General features: G+C 58.1%; 15 protein-coding genes. 6 read left to right on the forward strand and 9 right to left on the reverse strand.

The annotated features are described in order from the left end of the window. Positions 1 to 65: 65 nt before the first annotated feature. Positions 66 to 803, forward strand: coding sequence for a biotin/lipoate A/B protein ligase family protein (locus ACIQV9_RS25645; RefSeq protein ID WP_403107464.1), 738 nt, complete (start codon positions 66 to 68; stop codon positions 801 to 803). A gap of 10 nt (positions 804 to 813) precedes the next feature. On the opposite strand, the gene crp is transcribed toward ACIQV9_RS25645, so the two are convergent. Continuing rightward, a complete protein-coding gene (gene crp / locus ACIQV9_RS25650) occupies positions 814 to 1,458 on the reverse strand; it encodes a cAMP-activated global transcriptional regulator CRP (RefSeq protein WP_008027103.1) in 645 nt (214 codons plus the stop codon). Between the two features lie 233 nt (positions 1,459 to 1,691). Between crp and ACIQV9_RS25655 the strand changes: the two genes are divergently transcribed. Then, a complete protein-coding gene (locus ACIQV9_RS25655) occupies positions 1,692 to 2,114 on the forward strand; it encodes an OsmC family protein (RefSeq protein ID WP_007941657.1) in 423 nt (140 codons plus the stop codon). 238 nt (positions 2,115 to 2,352) lie between these two features. Beyond that, complete coding sequence (gene speD / locus ACIQV9_RS25660) at positions 2,353 to 3,147, forward strand: adenosylmethionine decarboxylase (RefSeq protein WP_403107466.1); 795 nt, start codon at positions 2,353 to 2,355, stop codon at positions 3,145 to 3,147. 116 nt (positions 3,148 to 3,263) lie between these two features. On the opposite strand, the gene coq7 is transcribed toward speD, so the two are convergent. From coq7 to hemJ, 6 genes are all read right to left on the reverse strand, one after another. Next, positions 3,264 to 3,911 (reverse strand): 2-polyprenyl-3-methyl-6-methoxy-1,4-benzoquinone monooxygenase, encoded by a 648-nt coding sequence (gene coq7, locus ACIQV9_RS25665; RefSeq protein ID WP_403107468.1) that lies wholly within the window; start codon positions 3,909 to 3,911, stop codon positions 3,264 to 3,266. Positions 3,912 to 4,103: 192 nt separating this feature from the next. After that, the gene (locus ACIQV9_RS25670; RefSeq protein WP_094470373.1) at positions 4,104 to 4,442 is read right to left on the reverse strand and encodes a histidine triad nucleotide-binding protein; all 339 of its coding nucleotides are present in this window, start codon (positions 4,440 to 4,442) and stop codon (positions 4,104 to 4,106) included. A gap of 81 nt (positions 4,443 to 4,523) precedes the next feature. Then, the gene (locus ACIQV9_RS25675; RefSeq protein ID WP_403107470.1) at positions 4,524 to 5,312 is read right to left on the reverse strand and encodes an SDR family NAD(P)-dependent oxidoreductase; all 789 of its coding nucleotides are present in this window, start codon (positions 5,310 to 5,312) and stop codon (positions 4,524 to 4,526) included. 95 nt (positions 5,313 to 5,407) lie between these two features. Next, a complete protein-coding gene (locus ACIQV9_RS25680; protein ID WP_403107472.1) occupies positions 5,408 to 6,352 on the reverse strand; it encodes a DUF805 domain-containing protein in 945 nt (314 codons plus the stop codon). A 92-nt stretch (positions 6,353 to 6,444) separates the two neighbouring features. Then, positions 6,445 to 7,413, reverse strand: coding sequence for an NAD(P)H-dependent flavin oxidoreductase (locus ACIQV9_RS25685; RefSeq protein WP_403107474.1), 969 nt, complete (start codon positions 7,411 to 7,413; stop codon positions 6,445 to 6,447). A gap of 27 nt (positions 7,414 to 7,440) precedes the next feature. Continuing rightward, the gene (gene hemJ / locus ACIQV9_RS25690; protein ID WP_219096887.1) at positions 7,441 to 7,869 is read right to left on the reverse strand and encodes a protoporphyrinogen oxidase HemJ; all 429 of its coding nucleotides are present in this window, start codon (positions 7,867 to 7,869) and stop codon (positions 7,441 to 7,443) included. 296 nt (positions 7,870 to 8,165) lie between these two features. Between hemJ and argC the strand changes: the two genes are divergently transcribed. Continuing rightward, a complete protein-coding gene (argC, locus tag ACIQV9_RS25695; RefSeq protein WP_109635271.1) occupies positions 8,166 to 9,200 on the forward strand; it encodes an N-acetyl-gamma-glutamyl-phosphate reductase in 1,035 nt (344 codons plus the stop codon). 168 nt (positions 9,201 to 9,368) lie between these two features. Next, complete coding sequence (gene erpA, locus ACIQV9_RS25700; RefSeq protein WP_007947969.1) at positions 9,369 to 9,719, forward strand: iron-sulfur cluster insertion protein ErpA; 351 nt, start codon at positions 9,369 to 9,371, stop codon at positions 9,717 to 9,719. 67 nt (positions 9,720 to 9,786) lie between these two features. On the opposite strand, the gene ACIQV9_RS25705 is transcribed toward erpA, so the two are convergent. Both ACIQV9_RS25705 and ACIQV9_RS25710 read right to left on the reverse strand, forming a co-directional pair. Further along, positions 9,787 to 10,878 (reverse strand): anhydro-N-acetylmuramic acid kinase, encoded by a 1,092-nt coding sequence (locus tag ACIQV9_RS25705; protein ID WP_403107477.1) that lies wholly within the window; start codon positions 10,876 to 10,878, stop codon positions 9,787 to 9,789. 3 nt (positions 10,879 to 10,881) lie between these two features. After that, entirely contained in the window at positions 10,882 to 12,303 is a 1,422-nt protein-coding gene (locus ACIQV9_RS25710; protein ID WP_403107479.1) for a peptidoglycan DD-metalloendopeptidase family protein, read from the reverse strand. A gap of 212 nt (positions 12,304 to 12,515) precedes the next feature. Here ACIQV9_RS25710 and tyrS point away from each other — a divergent pair, with 212 nt between their 5' ends. Continuing rightward, entirely contained in the window at positions 12,516 to 13,715 is a 1,200-nt protein-coding gene (tyrS, locus tag ACIQV9_RS25715) for a tyrosine--tRNA ligase (protein ID WP_403107481.1), read from the forward strand. Positions 13,716 to 13,824: the final 109 nt, after the last annotated feature.

The raw sequence follows: 13,824 nt of genomic DNA on the forward strand, positions 1-13,824 counted from the left end.
GAGCGGGCTTGCCCGCGAAGAGGCCATCAAGTGCGCCAAAGACTTCATGTCTTACGGAGTCATCCATGCCCCAACCAATCTCTCTGACCGTCGAAGCCGGCCTGCTCGCCGAACAGGACCTGTTGGCCCATGTGTGCACCGGAGAATCGGAGTTCGGTCTGCTGTTCTGGCAGCCCAACGACCGGGCATTGGTCATGCCTCGACGCCTGAACCGTCTACCAGGGTTCGAAGCGGCATGTGAAGTGTCAGCCGCCGCCGGTTGGCCGGTTCTGTTGCGTGAAACCGGCGGTGAGCCAGTGCCGCAATCGGTTTCTACCATCAATATCGCACTGGTCTACGCGCCGCCGCGCAGTGAAGGTGACCAGAACCGGATCGAAACCGCTTACCGCCGACTCTGCGACCCGATCTGTCAGTTACTCGATGAACTGGGTGGCGTTTCGTCATTGGGCGAAGTCGACGGCGCATTTTGCGATGGCCGTTTCAACGTCAACCTCGACGGCCGCAAGATGGTCGGCACCGCTCAGCGCTGGCGTCAGAGCAAGGGTGGTCAGCGCCCGGTGGGATTGGTGCACGGGGCCTTGTTGCTCGATAACGAGCGTGAATCGATGGTCGCTGCAGTCAATCGCTTCAATGAAGCGTGCGGTCTTGAGCAGCGGGTGCGTGCCGAAAGCCACATTGCCCTGCATGAGAAGTTTGCCGCGCCCGATGCGCCCGATGCGCCCGATGCGCCCGATGCGCCCGATGCGCTCGGGCGGCTTGATGCGCTTTATCGCCAGTTGCTGGCAGACATGCTCGGGGCTTGAGTTTTCGAGCTTAGCGCGTGCCGAAGACCACCATAGTCTTGCCTTTGACGTCCACCAGGTTGCGTTCTTCCAGATCCTTGAGCACGCGACCGACCATCTCCCGTGAACAACCGACAATCCGCCCGATTTCCTGGCGGGTCACTTTGATCTGCATGCCGTCCGGGTGGGTCATGGCATCCGGCTGTTTGCACAGCTCTAGCAGACAGCGGGCGACGCGACCGGTAACGTCGAAGAACGCCAGATCGCCGACCTTGCGCGTGGTATTGCGCAGACGCTGTGCGATTTGTCCGCTGAGTACGTAAAGAATGTCTGGATCCTGCTGGGACAACTCGCGGAATTTTGCGTAGCTGATTTCCGCCACTTCACACTCGATCTTCGCGCGCACCCAGGCGCTGCGTTCCTGCTCAAGCCCCGCTTGTTCAAACAGGCCCAACTCACCGAAAAAGTCCCCGGAGTTCAGGTAGGCGATGATCATTTCGCGGCCGTCGTCATCCTCAATCAGGATCGTGACCGAACCCTTGATAATGAAAAACAGCGTTTCCGAGCGATCACCGGCACAAATGATGTTGCTCTTCGCCGCATAACGACGACGCTGGCAATGCATCAACAGCTTGTCGAGGTTCTTGATTTTGGGGGTTGGGGCAATAGCAACCATGGTTGTATCCCGAAAAGACTTCACGGTGTGTTTGATTTTTTATGAGTCGATGACGACGGATGCTACAAAGCTGGCTATGCGCCAGCGAATTGGCGCCAGCTTAACAGACACTTCTCGCAATATTCGAGAAATTACCTACGGTTCGGATGGTTATGCCCTACGAATGCAGGGCACTGTCGATCAGGGCCCCTGTGCTAAGCTGGCGACCCTTTTTTATGCAGTGGAGTCTGGCGATGAAGGCACGCATCCAATGGGCTGGCGAAGCCATGTTCCTCGGTGAATCCGGCAGTGGCCACGTCGTGGTCATGGACGGTCCGCCCGACGCCGGCGGTCGCAACCTGGGTGTCCGGCCAATGGAAATGCTCCTGCTGGGTGTCGGCGGTTGCAGCAATTTCGATGTGGTCAGCATTCTCAAGAAGTCCCGTCAGGCCGTCGAAAGCTGTGAAGCCTTCCTTGAAGCCGAGCGCGCGACCGAGGATCCGAAAGTCTTCACCAAGATCCACATGCACTTCGTGGTCAAGGGCCGCGGGCTGAAAGAAGCCCAGGTCAAACGCGCCATCGAGCTGTCGGCGGAGAAGTACTGCTCGGCTTCGATCATGCTGGGCGCGGCTGGCGTGGCCATTACCCACGACTACGAGATCATCGAACTCGGTTGAATCGACATTCAACTATCATAAAAGCAGTGCAGACTCTGGCGATCCCAAGCTGACGTCTGCATAATGCGCCACTTTTTTCAGGGTAGTTGCCGGTCATCGACAGGCTGCGAACCCGAACAGACAACCAAAATCGCCATCGCGAAGAGGTGTTAACCGTCCTACGCAGCTGCGTTGTTCGCATCTGACGGGCATGCTTGATCACGCGGCCCGGGCCGCAATACATAGAGAGTTTTTAACGGTGAAAAGCAAACTCAAGCTCCACGGGTTCAATAACCTGACAAAGACCTTGAGCTTCAACATCTATGACATCTGCTACGCGGAAACCCCGCAAGACCAACAGGCTTACGTCGAGTACATCAATAAAGAGTACAACGCGAAACGCCTGACGCAGATCCTCACAGAAGTTGTCGATATCATTGGTGCCAACATCCTGAACATTGCCAGTCAGGACTATGAGCCTCAGGGCGCCAGCGTCACGATTCTGATCTCTGAAGAGCCGGTAACCCCGACCGACAGCCAGATCGAAGAGTCGCCGGGCCCGTTGCCCGAGATTATCCTGGCCCACCTCGACAAGAGCCACATCACGGTGCACACCTACCCGGAAATCCATCCGGACGACGGCATTGCGACCTTCCGTGTGGACATCGACGTGTCGACCTGTGGCGTGATTTCACCGCTTAAGGCGCTCAACTTCCTGATTCACCAGTTCGATTCGGACATTGTGACCGTGGATTATCGCGTGCGCGGCTTCACCCGTGACGTGGAAGGCAATAAGCACTTCATCGATCACGAGATCAACTCGATTCAGAACTACCTCTCCGACGACACCCGCGACGCGTACCAGATGACCGACGTGAACGTGTACCAGGAAAACCTGTTCCACACCAAGATGCTGCTGAAGAACTTCGAGCTGGACAACTATCTGTTCGGCGACGCCACCAACAGCCTGTCCTCTGAGCAGCGAGCTCAGGTGACCGACCGTGTGAAACACGAAATGCTGGAAATCTTCTACGCACGCAACGTGCCTAACTAAGATCTTCGAGCACAAAAAAGGCGACTCCCTCACGGCAGTCGCCTTTTTCATGTCTGTCGCAAAACCCTGTGGGAGCGAGCTTGCTCGCGATGAGGCCCTGACTGACAACGCAGTTATCAGATCCGGTAAGTACTCTTGGTCATCACCTTGGCCATCAAACTCATCCCGAACTTCACCGGTGCCGGAAAACGAAAACCACCCGCCTCCAGTGCACTTTCAGCGTGATGTTCTTCATCGATGCGCATCTGCTCAAGAATCGCCCGGGATTTCTCATCCTCGGCCGGCAGTTGTTCCAGATGTTCATTCAAGTGCTTGCACACCTGATCCTCGGTCGCCGCAACGAACCCTAGGCTGACTTTATCGCTGATCAATCCGGCCACCGCGCCAATCCCGAACGACATGCCGTAGAACAGCGGATTGAGGATGCTGGTGTGGCTGCCCAGCTGTTTGATGCGTTGCTCGCACCAGACCAGGTGATCGATTTCTTCTTCGGCCGCATGTTCCATGGCGGCCCGCACGTGCGGCAGCTTGGCGGTCAGGGCCTGACCCTGATACAGCGCTTGGGCGCAGACTTCACCGGTATGGTTGATGCGCATCAAGCCAGCAACGTGGCGGGAATCTTCGTCACTCATTTGCGCATCCGGCTGCACAATGGCGGGCGACGGACGGTATGGTTGGCCACTGAAAGGCAGCAACGTCCGCATCGCGGCATCGGCTTGCAGCAGAAGACGGTCAATCGGCGAGTAGTGGCGCTGGGTAGTCATGCTGACCTCCGGGAAGAATCTCGGCGGCCAGTTTAACCCAATCGGCCGGGGAAGGTTTGCGCTGGGTCATTGGAGTATTCCAATCCTGTAGGAGCGAGGCTTGCCCGCGAAAGCGGTTTATCAAATGACATTAATGTGACTGTCAGATCGCTTTCGCGGGCAAGCCTCGCTCCTACAAAGGAATGGGTTGGATCAACCCGGCGGCCAGTGCATCTGGCGCTGACCGAGTACATGCATATGAATGTGGTAGACCGTCTGCCCGCCCAGTTCATTGCAGTTCATGACCACACGGAAACCTTCTTCGCAGCCCAGTTCCAGGGCCAGACGCTGGGCGGTGAACAGAATATGTCCGGCCAAGGCCTTGTCGTCCTCGGTGAGGTCGTTGAGGGTGCGCACCGCTTTTTTCGGAATGACCAGAAAATGCACCGGTGCCTGTGGGGCGATGTCGTGGAAGGCCAGTACCTGGTCGTCCTCGTAGATGATCTTCGCCGGGATTTCCCGGTTGATGATCTTGGTAAACAGAGTATCCACAGCTGTTTTCTCCGTTGTTTGGACTGGCCTGAGTGTACTCATGGGTTATCCCCGAGCCCAGCGTTTTACCTTGAGGCCTGGTCAACGCGGGCAGTAAGCCTTGTTGACCATGCCAGCGATTGTCCGGTTCAGCCAGCGAGAGCCGAGCCGTGGCAGGAAGGCACGCCAGCGGTTCCCTCGACCCGGAATGATGATTGCGCGATTTTTTTCCAGGGCGCGCACGGTATACAGCGCAACCTCTTCGGGACTCATGAGCATGTTGCTGTCGGCCAGTTTGCCGGTATCCAGCTGCGCGGTGCGGAAGAATCCGGTACGGGTCGGGCCGGGGCAGAGCACCGAGACCTTGACTGCGCACTTCTTCAGCTCGACGCGCAGCCCTTCGGAAAAATGCAGCACATAGGCTTTGCTGGCGTAGTACGTGCTCATCCACGGGCCGGGTTGGAATGCCGCCATTGAAGCGACGTTCAGAATTTGTCCGCCACCCTGCAAGGCCATGCTATTTCCGATGGCATGACACAAGCGGGTGAGGGCCAGGATGTTCACTTCGATCAGGTCCTGCTCGGTCATCCAGTCCTGGGCCAGAAATGGCCCGCAGGTGCCGATGCCCGCGCAGTTGACCAGCAGATCGATTTGCCGGTCACCTTCTTCCAGTTCCAGCAGGAACCCGGACAGCCGTAATGGCTCGCCGAGGTCGCAGGCGCGAAACAATACTTCCACGCCAAAGCGTTGGGTCAGTTCAATTGCAATACTTTCCAGCTGATCACGTTGTCGGGCCACCAGAATCAGGCTGCGGCCACGGCGGGCCAGCGCTTCGGCCATCGCCAGGCCGATGCCGCTGGAGGCACCAGTGATCAGAGCGTAACGGGTCATGCAGTTCTCCATCGCAACAGCTCCGCGCCGGCGACGCGGGTGTCACGGGCGGGGAGCGCTGTTCATTCTTTCGCAGAGTCTACAGGGGCCGGGGCTTATTCGGCTTCTTCGTCTGCGGAATCCGCTGCTTGCTCCGCCTCTTGCGCCGGCTCGACCTCAACTTCTTCGGTAATCGCCGAGCTGCTGTCGTAGCTGGTTTCGGCCGCGGTTTCATACTCTTCCTGGATCGCCGTAAGGCCTCCGGCCAGAGCACCAATCAAGACAATGGCAATCAACACGACCCACAGCGAAGACAGCACTTTGACCGCAGTGGTGTTGGGTGGGGGCGGTGCGCCATAGCGATTGGCGATGTTGGTTCCCGGGGCGACCATGATCACGAACGGGAAGAAGCTGCCCACGAACGGGACCAGGTTCAGCAGCCAGAGCCAGCCGGACCAGCCGATATCATGCAGGCGCTGAACGCTGATCTGAATGCTGACGACCGCGGCTGCAATGCACAGGATGAACGCTGCCAGGCCGCCGAGAATAAGGCCTGCGGTCGAATCGGCACTGATGATGGCGACTGCGAAAATCGCCGCTACCGAGCCGACCGCCAGCATGACCAGCGTCAGGACCATCGTCCAGGCCAGATAACGCAAGCGACCGATGCGGCCTTCAACACTGAATGGCTTGAGTGGGGCATACGCGGGCAGGCTTTCGCCGACAGTGGCCCGGGGCGGTGCGTAAGGGGATGCGGGGTCGGCAAATACCGGTTGGCTGGCGACAGGCTCGTGTTCGTGGGCATCGGTCAGGTTCAGCTCTATGGACGGCCCGCTTTCGATGCGAGCATCGATGCCGGTTTTCGTCAGCGCCTGAAGGTAGGTTTGCGCGTCGGCGTGCGACAGGTCTTTCTTGAGCGTAACCGTCTTGCCAGTGAACAGCCGTTCGACGGCAGCGACTTCGCTTTTGTATAGATCGGCCAGCTTCTGTTTAGCGGAGGTGGCGTCAACGCCTGGCAGCAGAGCTCCGTCGAACACGATCTTGAAACGGTTGTCGCTCATTGCGAGGCATCCTTGTCGCGAGAATTTGTAATAAGGTGTGTTTCAAGCGTGGAGTGTAAGGCCAGCCGGGACGGGCTGGCCAAACTTTCATCTTAGCGTGGCCAGCGTTTAGGCAACTGGGCCGCAACCTCCAGGGCCTTGCGGTATTCCGCGTCCAGCCGTGCGACCAGTTGATCGACGCTCGGCAAATCATCGATTTCCCCGACACCCTGGCCCGCGGACCATACGGTTTTCCAGGCTTTGGCTTCATCGCTGATAGGCTTGAGTTTGGAGCCGAAGTCGACCTCGCCCTTGCCTTGCAGAGCTGCCATGTCGAAACCGGCAGCCTCCAGGCTTTGGCGCATGAAACTCGCCGGTACACCCGAAACTGCCGGCGTATGGACGATGTCCGCGGCTCTGGCAGTCAGCAACATCTCTTTGTAGGCGTCAGGCGCATGACTTTCAGTGGTGCCGATAAATCGCGTGCCGAAGTAGGCCAGATCCGCGCCGAGCAATTGCGCAGCAAGGATCTCGTGGCCGTGGTTAAGGCAGCCGGCCAGCAGCAGGGTCTTGTCGAAGAACTGGCGGATCTCGGCAATCAGCGAGAACGGGCTCCAGGTCCCGGCATGTCCACCGGCACCTGCTGCCACGGCGATCAAGCCATCCACACCAGCCTCGGCGGCTTTCTCGGCATGGCGACGGGTCGTCACGTCATGAAACACCAGGCCGCCATAGCTGTGCACGGCATCGACTACTTCTTTCACGGCGCCGAGGCTGGTAATCACGATCGGTACTTTGTGCTCAATGCAGATCGCAAGGTCTGCTTGCAGTCGCGGGTTGGTGTTGTGAACGATCAGGTTGACCGCGTAAGGCGCCGGGTTCTCGAGTGTCGCCAACCCTGCTTCGATCTCTTCCAGCCAGGCCTTGAAGCCGCTGCTCTCGCGCTGGTTCAGCGCGGGAAAGCTGCCGACCACGCCGTTACGGCAGCAGGCGAGCACCAATTGCGGATTGGAAATCAGGAACATCGGCGCAGCCACCACGGGCAGGCGCAAACGTTGTTCGAGCAAAGCGGGCAGCGACATTGGAAGTACCCCGGTGAGTTGTGCTTATTAGAACGGCCGAACGACGACCAGAATTACGATAGCCAGCAATATCAGAACCGGCACTTCATTGAACCAGCGATAAAAGACATGGCTGCGGGTGTTTTCGCCACGAGCAAAACGTTTTACTTGGGCGCCGCACATATGGTGGTAGCCGATCAGGATCACCACCAGGGTCAGCTTGGCGTGAATCCACGCGCCTTGACTGAAGATGCTCGGGTTAAGCCAGATCAGCGCGATACCGAAAATCAGGGTGGCGATCATCGCCGGACCCATGATGCCGCGATACAGCTTGCGCTCCATGAGGCTGAAGCGTTCCTTGCTGACGGTGTCTTCGCTTTGAGCGTGATAAACGAACAGGCGCGGCAGGTAAAACAGGCCTGCAAACCAGCAGACCATGCTGACGATGTGAAGCGCTTTGAGCCACAGATAAAGCATTTTTAGTTATTCCCAGGTTCACGGTAGCCCGAATAGTAGAGAAAGTGTCCCGTCTCGGACATAACTGTTCAATTTTGACGGCGTCTTTTGCGGCCAGACTGCGTTGCCGCTCCTCGCCATAGCGAGCTATGACTCGTCGCGGCGCCTTGCCTGGCCACAAAAGCCACTCGCCAAAAGTTGAACGTTATGCCCGAGACGGGACACATTAGCCGCCGCACGTCACCTAAGCGGTTGTCGCAGGGCCGCGCGGCCCCTATTATCGACGGCTTTCCAGTGGGTTCGTTGAGGGCAGCTTTATGGTCAAGGTCGGTATCGTCGGCGGCACGGGTTACACCGGTGTCGAACTGCTGCGTCTGTTGGCACAGCATCCGCAAGCTGAAGTGGTTGTGATCACTTCCCGATCCGAGGCCGGTCTGGCCGTGGCTGACATGTACCCGAACCTGCGAGGCCACTACGACGGCCTGGCGTTCAGCGTTCCGGACATCAAGACGCTGGGCGCCTGTGATGTGGTGTTCTTCGCCACGCCGCACGGGGTTGCTCATGCGCTGGCCGGCGAATTGCTGGCGGCCGGGACCAAGGTCATCGATCTGTCGGCGGACTTCCGTCTGCAAGACTCGGTTGAATGGGCCAAGTGGTACGGCCAGCCGCACGGTGCGCCGGAGCTGCTGGAGGAAGCGGTCTACGGTCTGCCGGAAGTCAATCGCGAGCAGATCAAGGACGCTCGCCTGATCGCCGTGCCGGGTTGCTATCCAACGGCTACGCAATTGGGATTCCTGCCGTTGCTCGAAGCCGGGCTGGCCGATACCACGCGTTTGATCGCTGACTGCAAATCCGGTGTCAGCGGTGCCGGCCGTGGCGCTTCGGTCGGTTCGCTGTACTCCGAGACGTCGGAAAGCATGAAAGCCTACTCCGTCAAAGGTCACCGTCATTTGCCGGAAATCCGCCAGGGTCTGCGTCGTGCAGCGGGCAAGGACGTCGGTCTGACCTTCGTTCCGCACCTGACGCCAATGATTCGCGGCATCCATTCGACGCTGTACGCGACCGTCGTGGATCGCTCGGTGGATCTGCAGGCGTTGTTTGAAAAGCGTTACGCCAACGAACCGTTCGTCGATGTCATGCCGGCCGGAAGCCATCCGGAAACCCGTAGCGTGCGCGGTGCCAACGTCTGCCGTATCGCGGTGCATCGTCCGCAGGATGGCGATCTGGTGGTGGTGCTGTCGGTGATCGATAACCTGGTCAAAGGCGCGTCGGGTCAGGCGGTGCAGAACCTGAACATTCTGTTCGGGCTGGATGAGCGCCTGGGCCTGTCCCACGCCGGCATGCTGCCGTAAGGCTTTATCCCGCTCAGCAAAAAGGCCCGTCTGACGGGCCTTTTTGCATTTCGAACCGGCAATCGGGTTTATTGATATACCGTAACAATAGTTGACCGATTTTCTAGGAGAAGCGGATAATGCGCGTCATCACGCATTATGGCGGCGTAACGCCGGGAGATAGTCAGCATGAGCGTCGAATCCTTCACCCCCACCGCTTTGCAATTCACCCACGGTGCCGCGCACAAGGTGAAGAGCCTGGTCGATGAAGAGGGGAATGATCGCTTGAAGCTGCGCGTATTCGTTACGGGCGGCGGTTGTTCAGGTTTTCAGTACGGCTTCACCTTCGATGAAGAAGTGGCCGATGACGACACCATCGTCGAGCGCGAAGGTGTGAGTCTGGTGGTCGACCCAATGAGTTTCCAGTATTTGGCAGGTGCCGAGGTGGATTATCAGGAAGGTCTGGAAGGTTCGCGTTTCGTGATCAAGAATCCGAACGCCAGCACCACGTGTGGTTGCGGCTCTTCGTTCTCGATCTGATCGCGCTTCACCGCATTACCAAGCGCCGCATGGCTTCAGGGCTTTGCGGCGTTTTGCTGTGTGGCGTTTATGCCGGGTAGATGGCGCCGAGTACGCGCAGGCCGCGGGCGCCGGTGACGCTCGGGCGATTGGCGGCGATGCCTTCCAGGCAGCAATGGGCCAGCCAGGCGAAGGCCATGGCTTCGACCCAGTCTGGATCCACGCCGTAAGCGGCAGTGCTGCTGACTGTCGCGTTCGGCAGCAGGCTGGCCAAACGCTTCATCAGTGTGGCGTTGTGAGCGCCGCCACCGCAGACCAGCAGTTCCTGGGTGTCCGATTGAGCGTGCTGCAATGACTCGACGATAGTCAGTGCGGTCAGCTCAAGCAGGGTTGCTTGCACGTCTTCAGCGGCGAAGGTCGGCAGCTTCGATAGATGCTGTGTCAGCCATGGCAGGTTGAACACTTCGCGGCCGGTGCTTTTCGGGCCTTTGGTCACGAAGAACGGATCGCTCAGCAATTCATTCAGCAGAACCGGTTCAACCTTGCCGCTGGCAGCCCATTGACCGTCACGATCAAAGTTGTCGCCGCGTTGCTGGTGAATCCACGCATCCAGCAGCACGTTCCCTGGGCCGCAGTCGAAACCGGCGACAGGCTTGCCGGGTTCGATCAGGCTGAGGTTGCTGAATCCGCCAACATTCAGTACCGCACGATTACCGGCGCGTTCATCAAACAAGGCTTCGTGAAAGGCTGGAACCAGCGGTGCACCTTGCCCGCCGGCAGCCACGTCACGGCTGCGGAAGTCGCTGACCACGGTGATACCGGTCAGCTCGGTGAGCAGGGCGGGGTTGCCGATTTGTACCGTGAAGCCGCGCGCCGGTTCGTGGCGAATTGTCTGGCCGTGGCTGCCAATCGCACGAATGTCTTCGGGTTTCAGGTCGTGTTGTTGGAGGAGGGCGTTAATGCCCTGAGCGGCCAGTTTCACCCAGTTCTGCTGAGCGATGGCGGAGCGGGCAATCTCGTCCGGGCCGCTGGCGCACAAGCCAAGCAGCTCGACGCGCAGGGAATCAGGCATGGGGGTGTAGTACGTGGCGATCAGGTTGATCGCCGGGGTCAGCTCGATCAGTGCAGTGTCCAGGCCATCGAGGCTGGTCCCGGACATCACGCCTATATAGAGCGTCATGATTTAGCGCTTCGAAGCCAGCATAGTGGACTTCTCTTGATCCATGCGGGCCATCAACGGCTGACTCTGCGCAAGGAAGCGTGCGCGTTCCCCTTTGGAGATTGGATCGGCCATCGCAACTTTCTGGCCCAGTGGGTCGACGTGCACGCCATTGACCTGGAACTCATAGTGCAAGTGCGGGCCGGTGGAGAGCCCGGTTGTGCCGATGTATCCGATCACCTGGCCTTGCTTGACGCTGCCGCCAGTCTTGATGCCTTTGGCAAAACCTTGCATGTGACCGTACAGGGTACGGTAGGTGTTGCCATGCTGGATGATCACGGTATTGCCGTAGCCGCCACGGCGGCCGGCCAGCAATACTTTGCCGTCACCGGCCGCTTTGATCGGGGTGCCGCGTGGTGCTGCGTAATCGACACCTTTGTGGGCGCGGATTTTGTTCAGGATCGGGTGTTTGCGGCCCATGGAGAATTTCGAGCTGATGCGGGCGAAGTCTACCGGCGTGCGGATAAACGCCTTGCGCATGCTATTGCCGTCAGCGGTGTAGTAGCTGCTGTTGCCTTGTTTGTTGGTGTAACGCACGGCGGTGTAGGTTTTGCCGCGGTTGGTGAAGCGTGCAGAAAGGATCGGGCCGTTGCCGACCGCTTTGCCATTGACGACTTTCTGCTCGTAGATCACATCGAACTCGTCACCCTGGCGAATATCCTGGGCGAAGTCGACGTCATAGCCAAACACGCTGGCCATGTCCATGGTCAGGCTGTGGGACAGGCCGGCGCGCGCGGCAGACTGCGACAGCGAGCTGTTGATCACGCCATGAACGTAGGCGGAGCGCACGGTGGGTTTGGCGGTAATGCGGTTGAACGTATAACCCTTGTCATTCTTGGTCAGGGTGATGCTTTCGACGTCGCTGACCTTGCTGTGCAAGTTGGTCAGCTGGCCATCGGGGGTCAGTTCGAATTCGAGTTTCTGGCCGTGTTTGAGCTGGCTGAACTGCTTGGCCTGCTTGTCGCTGGCCAGTACCTCATGCACCGAAGTGGCGGGGAGGCCGACTTTCTCAAACAGCGTGGACAGCGTATCGCCTTTGGAAACAATCACTTCCCTGTGGTTTGGGGCCTTCTTTTCTTCGACGACCGGGGCAGGTACAGGCTCGGCCTGAGCGGTTTCCTGTGGCTCTTCGGCGCTGTTTTCGATCTGCGCGAAAGGCGAGGCTGCCGGCTCATTTGTGGCTTGGACGGCTTCGGCAGCGTCTTGATCTTGTGTCAGTTGTTCAGCAGGGCTTTCCAGCTCAAGACTCAGCGTCGTCTTTTTGGCTTCTACATCACTGGAAGGGAATACCAGAAGCGCCAGGCTCAGAAGAGCGGCGATACCACTTGCTGCGAGCAGGTGGGTCTTCGGGTAAAGCGGTGGCGCTTTAGACGATTCTTTGGTCATAGGTAATTTTTGACTTTGAAAAAGATGAATTGGAAAAGATGAATGACATGATGAAGATGAAATAACTGTATAAAATATAACCAAATCATCTCTGAAGCAAGTCCGTGGTCACTCTGCCAGCGGATTGGCGTCATTGCGCCGGCCAAACTTTGTATTTGACGCGTGATCTTGTATGGTTGGTCCCCTTTGAATTCGAGCCTTGCGGGTCTGTTATGAAGTCGGTTGAAGAGCAGCTAGCGCTGATAAAACGTGGTGCGGAAGAACTGTTGGTCGAGTCCGAGCTGATCGAAAAGCTCAAGCGTGGCCAGCCGCTACGTATTAAGGCAGGCTTCGATCCGACCGCGCCGGATCTGCACCTGGGTCATACCGTGCTTATTAATAAGCTGCGTCAGTTCCAGGACCTGGGTCACCAGGTGATCTTCCTTATAGGCGACTTCACCGGAATGATCGGTGATCCGAGCGGCAAGAGCGCGACGCGTCCCCCGCTCACCCGCGAGCAGGTTCTCGAGAATGCCGAGACCTACAAGACTCAAGTCTTCAAGATTCTTGATCCGGCCAAGACCGAGGTGGCGTTCAACTCCACCTGGATGGACCAGATGGGGCCGGCGGACTTCATTCGTCTGACTTCGCAGTACACCGTGGCTCGCATGCTTGAGCGCGATGACTTCGACAAGCGCTACACCACCAATCAGCCAATCGCTATTCACGAGTTCCTTTATCCGTTGGTTCAAGGGTATGACTCGGTTGCTTTGCGCGCGGATGTCGAGTTGGGTGGGACCGATCAGAAGTTCAATCTGCTGATGGGGCGTGAACTGCAGCGTGGTTATGGTCAGGAGGCTCAATGCATTCTGACGATGCCGCTGCTCGAAGGTCTGGATGGCGTGAAGAAAATGTCCAAGTCCTTGGGCAACTACGTCGGTATCCAGGAGGCGCCAGGTGTCATGTACGGCAAGCTGGTCTCTATTCCGGATGCACTGATGTGGCGCTACTTCGAATTGCTCAGCTTCCGCTCCATGGATGAGATCAATGCATTCCGTGCCGATGTCGAGGCGGGCGCGAATCCGCGTGATATCAAGATCAAACTGGCTGAAGAGATCGTTGCGCGTTTTCATGGTGAAGAGGCTGCGGCCAATGCTCACCGTGCGGCGGGCAACCGTATGAAGGATGGCGAGCTGCCGGACGATCTGCCCGAGATCGAACTGACCGCTGCTGAAGACATGCCGATTGCTGCTGTCCTTAATAAGGCAGGCCTGGTCAAGAACTCGGCTGTCGCGAGAGACCTGTTGGGCTCCGGTGGTGTGCGTATAGATGGCGAGGTTGTCGATCGCACCTTTATATACGTACTCGGCGCGACTCATGTTTGCCAGGCCGGAAAGAAAGCATTTGCGCGTATTACGCTCAAATCCGAATAAAGCTGAAATAAGGGGTTGACGGCAGATTCTGGAAGTCTATAATTCGCCCCACTTCCGGCGCAGTCGAAACGGAAAACTCCTTGGTAAACAAAGAGTTACGCAGTTTTCG

It is taken from the genome of Pseudomonas sp. NPDC099000 (assembly GCF_044759925.1).
Lineage (GTDB): Bacteria > Pseudomonadota > Gammaproteobacteria > Pseudomonadales > Pseudomonadaceae > Aquipseudomonas.